Origin of the sequence: Arthrobacter sp. PL16 (genome assembly GCF_035985055.1) — a bacterium.
Classification (GTDB): Bacteria; Actinomycetota; Actinomycetes; order Actinomycetales; family Micrococcaceae; genus Arthrobacter_D; species Arthrobacter_D cheniae.
Genome location: NZ_JAXCIC010000008.1, coordinates 84,069 through 95,455 on the forward strand (window position 1 = coordinate 84,069; position 11,387 = coordinate 95,455).

General features: G+C 69.5%; 11 protein-coding genes. 2 read left to right on the forward strand and 9 right to left on the reverse strand.

What is annotated here, in order from left to right:
* Positions 1-15: 15 nt before the first annotated feature.
* Complete coding sequence (locus RCH21_RS14795) at positions 16-1,335, forward strand: DUF4439 domain-containing protein (protein WP_326965026.1); 1,320 nt, start codon at positions 16-18, stop codon at positions 1,333-1,335.
* Positions 1,328-2,380 carry an aminoglycoside phosphotransferase family protein gene (locus tag RCH21_RS14800; RefSeq protein WP_326965027.1) on the forward strand — a complete coding sequence of 351 codons (1,053 nt, stop codon included), beginning with the start codon at positions 1,328-1,330 and terminating at the stop codon, positions 2,378-2,380. Before RCH21_RS14795 ends, RCH21_RS14800 begins: the two co-directional genes overlap by 8 nt.
* A gap of 13 nt (positions 2,381-2,393) precedes the next feature.
* Here the strand turns inward: RCH21_RS14800 and RCH21_RS14805 are convergent, their stop codons facing one another.
* The 9 genes from RCH21_RS14805 to dxr all read right to left on the reverse strand — a co-directional run bounded on the left by RCH21_RS14805 (position 2,394) and on the right by dxr (position 11,377).
* On the reverse strand, positions 2,394-3,209 hold the full coding sequence (locus tag RCH21_RS14805; RefSeq protein ID WP_326965029.1) for a sulfite exporter TauE/SafE family protein: 816 nt from the start codon (positions 3,207-3,209) through the stop codon (positions 2,394-2,396).
* Between the two features lie 5 nt (positions 3,210-3,214).
* Positions 3,215-5,014 (reverse strand): proline--tRNA ligase, encoded by a 1,800-nt coding sequence (locus RCH21_RS14810; RefSeq protein ID WP_326965030.1) that lies wholly within the window; start codon positions 5,012-5,014, stop codon positions 3,215-3,217.
* 142 nt (positions 5,015-5,156) lie between these two features.
* Complete coding sequence (locus RCH21_RS14815) at positions 5,157-6,059, reverse strand: GNAT family N-acetyltransferase (RefSeq protein WP_326965031.1); 903 nt, start codon at positions 6,057-6,059, stop codon at positions 5,157-5,159.
* The gene (gene ispG, locus RCH21_RS14820; RefSeq protein ID WP_326965032.1) at positions 6,013-7,179 is read right to left on the reverse strand and encodes a flavodoxin-dependent (E)-4-hydroxy-3-methylbut-2-enyl-diphosphate synthase; all 1,167 of its coding nucleotides are present in this window, start codon (positions 7,177-7,179) and stop codon (positions 6,013-6,015) included. The genes RCH21_RS14815 and ispG overlap by 47 nt, the downstream gene beginning before the upstream one ends.
* A gap of 99 nt (positions 7,180-7,278) precedes the next feature.
* Positions 7,279-7,569 (reverse strand): YciI family protein, encoded by a 291-nt coding sequence (locus RCH21_RS14825; RefSeq protein ID WP_120148134.1) that lies wholly within the window; start codon positions 7,567-7,569, stop codon positions 7,279-7,281.
* 18 nt (positions 7,570-7,587) lie between these two features.
* Positions 7,588-8,028, reverse strand: a complete 441-nt coding sequence (locus RCH21_RS14830; protein ID WP_442784724.1) for a hypothetical protein — start codon at positions 8,026-8,028, stop codon at positions 7,588-7,590.
* A gap of 77 nt (positions 8,029-8,105) precedes the next feature.
* Entirely contained in the window at positions 8,106-8,702 is a 597-nt protein-coding gene (locus tag RCH21_RS14835) for a MarR family transcriptional regulator (protein ID WP_326965034.1), read from the reverse strand.
* Between the two features lie 39 nt (positions 8,703-8,741).
* A complete protein-coding gene (locus RCH21_RS14840) occupies positions 8,742-10,085 on the reverse strand; it encodes a M50 family metallopeptidase (RefSeq protein ID WP_326965035.1) in 1,344 nt (447 codons plus the stop codon).
* A complete protein-coding gene (gene dxr, locus RCH21_RS14845) occupies positions 10,082-11,377 on the reverse strand; it encodes a 1-deoxy-D-xylulose-5-phosphate reductoisomerase (RefSeq protein ID WP_326965036.1) in 1,296 nt (431 codons plus the stop codon). The genes RCH21_RS14840 and dxr overlap by 4 nt, the downstream gene beginning before the upstream one ends.
* Positions 11,378-11,387 lie beyond the last annotated feature (10 nt).

The following is an 11,387-nucleotide window of genomic DNA, read 5'->3' on the forward strand; positions in this document are numbered from 1 at the left end:
TCATCGGAAACTGTGATGACAGGGGGGCGGGCAGGCAGGACGCAGGGGCGCGGAGCGCGTCCTGCCTCTGTTGCTGCGCGTGCATCCCGCGCGTTCCTCCGCCTGGTCAGCCTCTTCATCGTGGTGCTCCTCGTGGTGGGCATCGGGCTGAATCTCCGGTCGCCGGAGCCGGAGGAACCCGTCTTCTCCGCGTCCCAGCGTGCACAGCTCGACGCCGAGCGCCGGTACCGCGCACTGGCGGATGAGGCGCGCACGGTGGCTGCCGCCGGCCCTGCGTCCGCGGGCCACCTGACGGAGATCGCGGAGGACCTGGATGCGCACGCTGACGCCGTCGCACTGCCACGCTCCCCCACATCGGCAACACAGGGTCCGACCGTGGCAACTCCGCCGCCCGCGTCGGAGGCGGCTGCCGTGGCACCTTCCGACGTAGCGCGGGTGCTGACCGGACTGCAGAATAGCGCGCTCCTGAGCCTCCGCGATGCCATGGGAGCCGAAGCCGGACCGAGGCGGGTGCTCGCCGCAGCGGGTGCGAACCAGTGGCGGCACACCGCGTTGCTCGCCCGGGCCCTGGAGGTCGAATCGGGGCTTCCGCCGGCTGACGCACTGTCCTCGACCGACCTCGCAGCCGGGACGGGACCCTTCGCGGACCTCTCCGATCCGTCGGCTCCAGCCGGCTCCCCTGTAGAACCTGCTGCGGATACACCGACACCTCCGACGTCGTCCCTGTCGCCCGCAGAAGCCGGCATGGACGAGGAACCGGACGAGGAACCGGACGAGGAACCGGCGGGCCGCGCCGCGCCGGGGACTCCTGCCGCCGACTGCTCGGGCACTCCCATCGGTCCGGGTGCCGACCGGCAGGCGCTACTCACCGCGAAGACGGCCGAGGACCAGGCGCGCTACGGGTACGACGTCGCCGCCGCGGTGCTCCCCGAACCGGCCGAGGGCCTCGCCCGTTCGGCAATTCACCGTGCCGCCGCCGATGCCGCAGCCCGACGCCTCGCCGAACTGTGCGTGCCGGTCGATCCGGCTCCGGCTGGTTTCGCCCTCGGTCCGGAATTCCGTGCCGACCCGGTCAGCGCCCTGAGGGAACTCGAAGAGGACCACGCCGAGCTCTACGCCGGGCTGGTGGCCACCACCGGTCCCGATGTCCGCGCCTGGGCGATCGCCGCCTACAACGCTGCAGCGCAGCGCAGCCTCGAGGCGGGAACACCGCTGGCCGCCTTCCCGGGGCTTGACGGGACCACCGGAGGGACCACCGGTGCGTCACCCGGCGACTCCCCGTCGGAGGATGCTTCCCAGCCCCAGCCCCGGGAAACGGAGCAGGACGATGGCTGAGGACCAACCCGATCCCAGGTCGATCCACCCGGGAAGCGACCCCGCGCTGGACCTCCCCGAACTTCCCCGCCGTCTGGTGGACAGCGCACGGACCATCGACGGCGGAGCTCGCTGGCTGCGGGAGTGGCGTGGACTGTTGACGGACCGGCTCACCGCGTGGGACCTCGACCTCGACCTGGAACCGGGGCAGCTCCCGTGGACGGGCAAGTGCGCCGTCGTCGTGCCCGTCATCCGGCGCAATGGCACACAACCGGCGAGGGCTGTCCTGAAGCTCACGATCCCGCACGACGAGGCGCTTCCGGAGCCCGATGCCCTGGAACTCTGGGACGGAAGGGGTGCGGTTCCCCTGTTGGCGGCGTCGCGTCCCGACTTCGCGCTGCTCCTCGCACGGCTCGACGGCGACCATTCCCTGCGGGACGTCCCGCTCGACGAGACGCCCGAGCTGTGGGCAGCAGTGGTACGGCAGCTCTCGCTACCCACCGGCGACAGCCCGCTCTGGGCCGCTTTCCCGCACCTGGCGTCGGAGGCCGAGCAGTGGACCGACACCCTGCCGGCCCGCTGGGACGAACTCGGCGAACCCTTCCCCCGCTGGCTCATGGAGGCCGCACTCGAGGTGTGCCAGTCCCGCGGCATCGTCGGCCGGCGGTCGGAGCGCGACGTCCTCGTGCACTCCGACCTGCACTACGAGAATCTCCTGCCGTCCGTCCCGGGGCAGCTGCGGGACTTCACCGCGATCGATCCGAAGCCGGTGCTCGGTGACGCCGAGTACGCCGTGGCCCCGATGCTGTGGAACCGGCTGGGTGAACTCGACGCGGCAGATTCGGCGGGCCACCTCCGCGCGCACTGCTCAGCCCTCGCCGCCGCGGCCGGTCTCGACGACGAGCTGGCCTCCGGCTGGACCGTGGTGCGGGAGGTGCGCAGCGCCCTGGCCCATCTCGGTCACGGCCGGATCGGGGAGGCGCAGCGATCCCTGTGGGTAGCCAGCTCGGTGGCGGGGCGGACGCTGGACGCCCTGCCCGCCGTCGGTGACCTGCCGGCCCCCTGACCGAGGGGCCGCGTCAGGACGGAGCGCCGACGAGCGGCCGGATGTTCTCGATCCAGACGTCGGAACCGAGCTTGATGATCAGCGCCCCGACGACGGCGAGGAACACGATGCGGATGAACCTGCTGCCCTGGCTGATGGCCATGCGCGAGCCCGTATAGCCTCCGGCCATGTTCGCGACGCCGAGCAGCAGGCCGAGGCCCCACAGGATGGACCCGTTCGGCAGGAAGAACATCAGGGCACCGAAGTTGGTCGCCATGTTGACGATCTTCGCCTTCGCGCTGGCGCCGAGGAAGTTGTAGCCCAGCAGGGTCACCATCGCGATGATCAGGAAAGAACCGGTACCCGGCCCGATCAGGCCGTCGTAGAACCCGATGACGAGGCCGATCGCGCCCGCCGTGCCGTAGTGCCGGGCGCCCTGGTGTCGGAGCTTTGTCAGCGTTCCCACGGAGGGTTTCAGCGCGGTGAAGAGAGCGACGGCGACGAGCGCGACGACGATGATCGGCTTGAAGACCGACGACGGCAGCGACGCGGCGAGAATGGCGCCGCAGAAACTGCCGACGAGGGCGATCCCGGCCATCGGCAGGGCTGTACGCAGATCCGGATGCGCGCGCCGGTAGTAGGTGATGGCGCTCGTCGTCGTTCCGAAGATGGAACCCAGCTTGTTGGTGGCCAACGCCTCCACGGGCGTGATGCCCGGCACCAGCAGGAGGACCGGCAACTGCAGCAGGCCACCTCCGCCGACGACGGCGTCCACCCAGCCGGCTGCGAAGCCTGCGACGAGTACGAGCAGGATCGTCGCGAGCTGCAGTTCCTCGAGTCCGGAGCCCACCGCGGCTAGTGCGCGGTGATGTCGCGCAGCAGCGCGACGGCCTCACCGACGGCGACGTTCTGTGCCTCACCGCTGCGGCGGTCCTTGACCTCGAGGACGCCGTCGGCGAGACCGCGGCCCACGACGACGATGGTGGGCACACCGATGAGCTCGGCATCGCCGAACTTGACGCCCGGCGAGACCTTCGGCCGATCGTCGTACAGCACGGTGAGGCCCACCGACTCGAGCTCGGCGGCAAGCTTCTCGGCCGCCTCGAAGACCTCGGTGCCCTTGCCCGTCGCGACGATGTGGACGTCCGCCGGGGCCACGCTACGGGGCCAGATGATGCCGCGGTCGTCGTAGTTGGACTCCGCGAGGGCGGCGATCGCCCTCGTCACGCCGACGCCGTAGGACCCCATGGTCACTGTGGCGAGCTTGCCGTTCCGGTCGAGCACCTTCAGCCCGAGCGCCTCGGCGTACTTCCGTCCGAGCTGGAAGATATGCCCCATCTCGATGCCGCGCGCAGCGACGAGCGGACCGGAACCGTCGGGAGCCTCGTCGCCCTCGCGCACTTCGACGGCCTCGATGGTGCCGTCCCAGGTGAAGTCACGACCGGCCACGAGGCCGAAGACGTGCTTCCCGTGCTCGTTGGCACCCGTGATCCAGGCCGTCCCGCTGACGACCCGCGGGTCCACGAGGTACAGCAATCCGGTGGTTGCCTCGGCGCCGAGTACCGCGGCGTCCAGGGCGAGGCCCGGGCCGATGTAGCCCTTGACCAGGCCCGCATGCTTCTTCAGGTCCTCCTCGTTGGCAGCCTCCACGGCCACCTCTCCGCCCGTCCCGAGGTGCCCGGCGATGGTCGCCTCGATGCGCTTGAGGTCCACCGAGCGGTCGCCGGGAACGCCGACGACGACTATCTCGCGTTCTCCCGTCGGCAGTACCGCGGCGAGCACCACGTTCTTGAGGGTGTCCGCAGCCGTCCAGCCACGGTCCTCGCGGGGCACCGCGCCGTTGGCATGTGCCACCAGCGTCTCGATGGTCGGGGTGTCAGGCGTGTCGCGCACCTCGGCCGGGGGCGCGCCGGTGAAGTCGATGGCATCCGGCACGACCGTGGTGACGGCCTCCACGTTCGCGGTGTAACCGCCCTCGGACCGGACGAAGGTGTCCTCGCCGATGGGCGTGGGGTGGAGGAACTCCTCGCTCTTGGAGCCGCCCATGGCCCCGGCCGTCGCCGTCACGGGGACGACCTCGAGGCCTAGGCGCTCGAAGATGCGCAGGTACGCACCGCGGTGGAGCTGATAGCTCGCCTCGAGTCCCTCGTCGTCGATGTCGAAGGAGTAGGAGTCCTTCATGATGAACTCCCGGCCGCGGAGCAGACCGGCGCGTGGCCGGGCCTCGTCGCGGTACTTGGTCTGGATCTGGAACAGGCTCACGGGAAGGTCCTTGTACGAGGTGTACAGGTCCTTCACGAGCAGCGTGAACATCTCCTCGTGCGTCGGCGCCAGAAGGTAGTCGGCCCCCTTGCGGTCCTGCAGGCGGAAGATGCCGTCGCCGTACTCGGTCCAGCGGTTCGTCGCCTCGTAGGGCTCCTTGGGCAGCAGCGCCGGGAAGTGGAGTTCCTGGGCGCCGATGGCTTCCATCTCCTCGCGCACGATGGCTTCGACGCGGGCGAGGACCTTCAGTCCCAGCGGCAGCCAGCTGTAGATGCCGGGAGCCGCACGCCGGATGTAGCCCGCCCGCAGCAGGAGGCGGTGACTCGCGACTTCCGCGTCGGCTGGGTCTTCACGCAGGGTGCGCAGGAAAAGGGTCGAGAGTCGTAAGACCACGCGGGGTGTCCGTTCGTATCGGTACTGCCATCCATCTCCCCGCCGTCCGGCGGGAAACAACAGGTACCAATCTAGCGGGTCCGTCCCCCATGGGCCGGTCCCCGGCGCGTCAGGGTCGACGGCGTCGTGGCCGGCAGGGTCCTCAGAAGAGGATCGTCGCGAACGTGTCCACCTGCTCGAAGCCCACGCGCTTGTACGCGGCGATGGCGCGGGCGTTGTAGGAGTTCACATACAGGCTCACGGTGGGCGCCAAGGTGCGGGCGGCGACGACGACGGCGGCCATGTAGGCGGCGCTCAGTCCCTTGCCGCGGTGGTCCGGGGCCACCCAGACGCCCTGCACCTGCACGGTCTGGGAAGAGACCGTGCCGAGCTCGGCCTTGAAGACCACATCGCCGCCGTCGTCGAAGGCGGCCAGCGAGTGCTTCCTGCCGATGAGGGACGCAACGCGACGTCGGTAGTGGTCCGACCCGCCGGTGAAGGGCGAGTAGCCTACCTCCTCCTCGAACATCGCGGCGCACGCGGGCAGAAGGCGGTCGAGCTCGTCGGGCCGCGTGAACCGGAGATCGTCTGCGGGTGTAATGAGTGGATCGGTGTCGATGGCCATGAGCGGTTGCGTGGGCCGGACGTCGAACGGATCCCCGCTGTAGTCCTCGAGCGTGGACCACATGTCCATGACGCCCTCGGACAGGCCGAAGATCGATGAGAAGGTGCGGCCCGAGCGGCCGAGGTGGTCGCCGAAGATGGCACCGGTCTCGTCCGTCACCCCTACCGGAACGAGATTGACCCCTGCCCAGCAGGCGGCGCGCAATTCGTTGTGGCGGAACATCCCGATGATCTCCCCGCCGGAGAAGGACGGCGCGGCATTGCCCATGGATTCGAGATGGGAGGCGACGAACACGTTGGCCACCGGGTCCTCGTTGACGATCGCCCAGAGGTCGCGCGTGTCTGCCTCTCCGAGGACGCGGAAGGACCAGGGTCCCTCGGGATCGGCCTGGGGCCTAGCTAACGGTAACCATGGGGCCACCCTGGCCAGCAGTTTCGCCATCAGCCTCACCCATTTCCTCTGCGAGCCGCATCGCTTCCTCGATGAGTGTCTCAACAATCTGGTCCTCGGGGACAGTCTTGATGATCTCCCCCCGGACGAAGATCTGGCCCTTGCCATTGCCGGATGCAACACCCAGGTCAGCCTCACGTGCCTCACCGGGCCCGTTGACGACACAGCCCATGACGGCCACGCGCAGGGGGACCTCCATGCCCTCGAGGCCGGCCGTGACCTCTTCGGCGAGCGTGTAGACATCGACCTGGGCCCGGCCGCACGAGGGGCAGGACACGATCTCGAGCTTGCGCGGACGCAGGTTGAGCGACTGCAGGATCTGGTTGCCCACCTTGATCTCCTCGACCGGAGGAGCGGACAGGGAGACGCGGATGGTATCGCCGATGCCCTTGGAGAGCAGCGCCCCGAAGGCGGTGGCGGACTTGATGGTGCCCTGGAAGGCGGGACCGGCCTCGGTGACCCCGAGGTGCAGGGGCCAGTCCCCGCGCTCGGCGAGGAGTTCGTAGGCGCGGACCATGATCACGGGGTCGTTGTGCTTGACCGAGATCTTGAAGTCGTGGAAGTCGTGCTCCTCGAACAGGGACGCCTCCCACACGGCGGACTCGACGAGCGCCTCGGGGGTGGCCTTGCCGTACTTCTCCATGAGGCGGGGATCGAGCGAGCCAGCGTTGACGCCGATGCGGATGGAGGTTCCGGCGGCCTTTGCCGCCTCCGCGATCTGCTTGACCTGGTCGTCGAACTTGCGGATGTTGCCCGGGTTCACGCGGACGGCCGCGCAGCCGGCATCGATAGCGGCGAAGACGTACTTCGGCTGGAAGTGGATGTCGGCGATCACCGGGATCTGCGACTTCCTCGCGATGATCGGGAGCGCGGCGGCGTCGTCGCCCGTGGGGCATGCGACGCGCACGATGTCACAGCCCGTGGCCGTCAGTTCCGCGATCTGCTGGAGTGTCGCGTTGATGTCGGTGGTCTGGGTGGTGGTCATGGACTGGATGCTGATCGGAGAGTCAGACCCGACTCCTACCGAGCCGACCTTGATCTGGCGGGTCTTGCGCCGGGGGGTGAGGACGGGTGGCGGTGCTGCTGGCATTCCTAGGCTGACCGAAGTCAAAACATCCTCCATGCTGGCGGCCTTGACCGCACGTCCGACGAGATTCTTGATTCCATTATCCACCCGGCCCAACGGTCCGGGAGCCGGTCGCGTTCCAGGTCACACGAGGTCGCGGAACGCTCCGATGATCGGGTTCCACGCGGTGGTCTTGACGGCCGAGATGGCTCCCGCCCGGGCGAAGGGATCCTCGCTGACGAGCTGGTTGAGATCGGCCTCGGTCCCGGCGGAGAACACCAGGAGTGCTCCGGTTCCGTCGGCGAAGGGACCGGAGGCGAGGACGCGCCCCTGCCCTACGAGCTCTTCGAGCCACTGTCGGTGCGCCGGGCGGTGCTCTGCGCGGAGGTCGTCGTGGTCGGGGTTGTACACGTACTCAACGGCGAAGATGCTCATGGCTTCACCCTACGTGACTCACAGCAGGTAGACCTTGATGATGGTCGCCACCCCTGCGGCCCAGAGCATGGAGGCCAGCGTACCGATGATGAACCGCTCCGATGCGGCCGGGGATTCCTTCAGCTCGGCGTACCGGCCGAGCGCCTTGACGGCCACGATGTAGGCGATGGCGACGGGTTGGCCACCGAGGATGGCGACGGTCACCGCGAGGCGCTCCAGCACACCGATCACCAGGCCGCCGCGGAGTACGCCCGGCGGCAGGCTGTCGACGGGCGCCCGGGGCGGCTCGGCGGGCGGATCGGGAAGATCGAACTGGGGCTGGTCCGCGGGCTCCGGCAACTCCGCCCGCCGGCGCTCCGCCGTATCGACGGACCGGGCGAGGCGCAGCACGAGCATGGTCACCGGCGAGCCGATGCCGCCGGCCGCGAGCAGGGCCACCACGATCCACAGTGCCTCCATCACCCCTCCTCCGTACGCCATCCGATGTTCCTCATGTCTACAGCACGGCACCCCCGAACGAGCGGACGCCCGGCCCGCTACGCCGTGCCGTCGTCGGACCAGGCCAGGAGGCGTGCCGCCGCCGGCCGGACGGCCTGCTCCTCGTGCCAGGCGGCCCTGCCGGCTGCCTTGCTGACGGCCTGCGGCGTGATGCCGAGCGATTTGGCGACGGCGGTCTGGGTGCCCCGTACCCCGGGCTGTAAGAGGTCGAGGATGCGCCACTCCGCGTCCGACCGGGCCATGACATGCCGGCCCAGGAGCGCGAGCACGCCCTCCGCCTCCCCCGCGCCGTCAGGACCCTCGACGGCCAGCGGCGCACGGTCCCCTGTTTTTTTTGCCCGGTCCACAGCCGCACGTGCTGCCACGAAGGCCGACCCGCGACCCTCCCGCGGCGATGACGGGTAGGGCGTCTCCACTCCGCCGATCCCGATTCCTACGTACCACCCGCCTGCCCGCAGGCACAGCAGTGCGGCGTCGACGACGTCGGGCGGATCGGCGACGACGCCCTGTGCCTCGTCGCCGACCGAGCGCTCCCATGGGAGCACTGTGGGGATGGGCCGCAGGAGCTCGAGTAGCTCGGGAATGCGATCCTGAGCGCGTCGGCTACCCGCCTGGTCAATGGTGAGGACGAACATTCATCAACCGTATGGGGTTGAAATTCGATTTACAACCGATCAGCCGAACAGATCGACCGGCTTCACGATGTCCGCGTAGATCAGCAGGACGCCCATCCCCATGAGGAGGATGGCCATCGCGTAGGTGAGTGGCAGGAGTTTCGCCATGTCGAAGGGCCCAGGATCGGGACGCTTGAACACGCGAGCAATCGTCCGGCGCAAGCCTTCCCACAGGGCGCCGGCCACGTGGCCGCCGTCGAGCGGCAGGAGCGGGATCAGGTTGAAGACGAACAGGGCCAGGTTCACCCCGGCGACCAGTCCGATGAGCGTCGCGGCTCGGGAGGCCACCGGGATCTCCTCCATCGCGGAGATCTCGCCCGCGATCCGTCCGACGCCGACGACACTGATGGGCCCCTCAGGATCCCGCGGCGCATCCGAGAAGGCGGCCTGGCCGACCTCGACGACGCGCTGCGGAAGGTTCAGCACCACACCTGCCACCCGGGCCAGCGAATCGCCGACGGCGGGAAGAACCTCCGTCGCGGGCTGCGGAACGAGCTCCTGCGTGGATCCGACGCCGATGAAGCCGACTTCCTGGGTCACCGTGGTGCCGTCGTCGTCGACCACCGCGGAGCCGTCCTCCGAGGCGACGGGTCGCTCCGTCAGCAGGGGCGTGATCGTGGAATCGATGGTCTCGCCGTTCCGGATGTAGCTGATGCCGACCTCGCGTCCTGCGGCCTCGCGGATCCAGCCGGACAGTTCGTCCCAGTCGGTGACCTCCCGGCCGTCGAAGGCAACGACGCGGTCGCCGGGAAGCAGGCCTGCCTCGTAGGCGGGCGCGGCGGGATCCTCGGCGGTGCATTCGGTCTGTCCGGTGGCGGCCTGCTGCCCCGCGGGTACGACGCACTCGGAGACGGAGGACAGCGTGGTGGTGGCCTGTGCCGTGCCGAAACCCATGATGAGCACGGCGAACAGCACCGTCCCGATGAGGAGGTTCATCAGCGGCCCGCCCAGCATGATGACGATGCGCTTCCAGATCGGGAGCTTGTAGAAGACGCGGTTCTCGTCGCCCGGCTGCAGCTGCTCTGCCGCCGCCTGGCGCGCGTCGTCCGTCAGCTGCTGGAAGACTCCCGTGCTGGACTGCCGCACCGCCCCGGCCTGCTCCGTCGCGGGCGGGAACATACCCACCATCGAGACGTAGCCGCCGGCGGGGATCGCCTTCAGCCCGTACTCCGTCTCCCCCCGGCGCCTCGACCAGAGGGTGGGGCCGAAGCCCACCATGTACTGCGTGACCCGCACCCGGAAGAGCTTCGCGGGCATCAGGTGCCCCACCTCGTGCAGTGCGATCGACGCGGCGATCCCGACGACGACGAAGAGGACTCCGGCGATGAACAACAGAACAGTCACAGCGTTTCCTTCTGGCCTTCCGAACCGGCTGCCGGATGCCGCAGCGGAGACTCCGGCGGTGTATCCCCGTGGCCACAACGGATTCGGGCGCTCATCCGTGCCCACTGTTCGGCCTGGAGTACCGCCTCGAGCGTCAGTGGACCTGGCGCGCCCGCCGCACCTGCCGCCTCACGGGTACGCTGCTCGTCGACGACGGCCGACACCGTGTCGACGATGTCGGTGAAACCGATGGCTCCCCTGTGGAAGGCGTCGACGGCCTCCTCGTTCGCCGCATTGAACACTGCCATGCGCGTGCCTCCCTCGGCGGCCGCGCGCTTGGCCTGGATGATGGCAGGGAAGGCCTCCTCGTCCAGCGGCTCGAACGTCCATTCCGCGGGTCGGCTCCAGTCACAGGAACGCGCTGATCCCGGCACCCGGAAGGGCCAGCCGATACCGAGGGCGATCGGCAGGCGCATGTCCGGCGGCGATGCCTGCGCGAGCGTCGATCCGTCGATGAACTGGACCATCGAGTGGATGACGGACTGCGGGTGGACGACGACGTCGATCCGCTCCAGCGGGATGTCGAAGAGGAGGTGCGCCTCGATGACCTCGAGCGCCTTGTTGACCATGGATGCGGAGTTGGTACTGATGACGCGGCCCATGTCCCAGGTGGGGTGGGCGACGGCCTGGGCGGGCGTGACGTCGCGGAGCTGCGCCCGCGTCCTGCCGCGGAAGGGACCTCCGGATGCGGTGAGGACCAGGCGGTCCACCTCGTCCGGGGTGCCCCCACGGAGCGCCTGGGCGATGGCGGAGTGCTCGGAATCCACGGGCACGAGCTGCCCCGGCGCGGCCGCGGCGCGGACCAGGGCCCCCCCGGCGATGAGCGACTCCTTGTTGGCCAGCGCGAGGAGGTGCCCGGCCGCGAGCGCGGCGAGCGTCGGCTCGAGCCCGATCGATCCGGTGATCCCGTTGAGGACGACGTCGGCGTCGGGCCACGCGGCGACCTTCGCCGCGGCACTCTCGCCCGCGAAGAGTTCCGGCGAGTATCCGGAGATGCCGGCGGCGTCGGCCGCCGCGCCGATGGCCCGCTCGAGCTCGGCTTCGGACACGGAGGCGACGCCGACGGCGGGAGCGCGGACGGCGACGGCCTGGCGCGCCAGCAGGTCCAGGTTCCGTCCGCCCGCGCTCAGCCCGGCGACGCTGAAGCGGCTCGGGGCCGCGGCGATCACCTCGAGTGCCTGGGTACCGATGGAGCCGGTGGACCCGAGGATGGAGACGCGCCGGCGCTTGCGGGTGGGGTTGCTGAAATCCATGGCTCCAGTA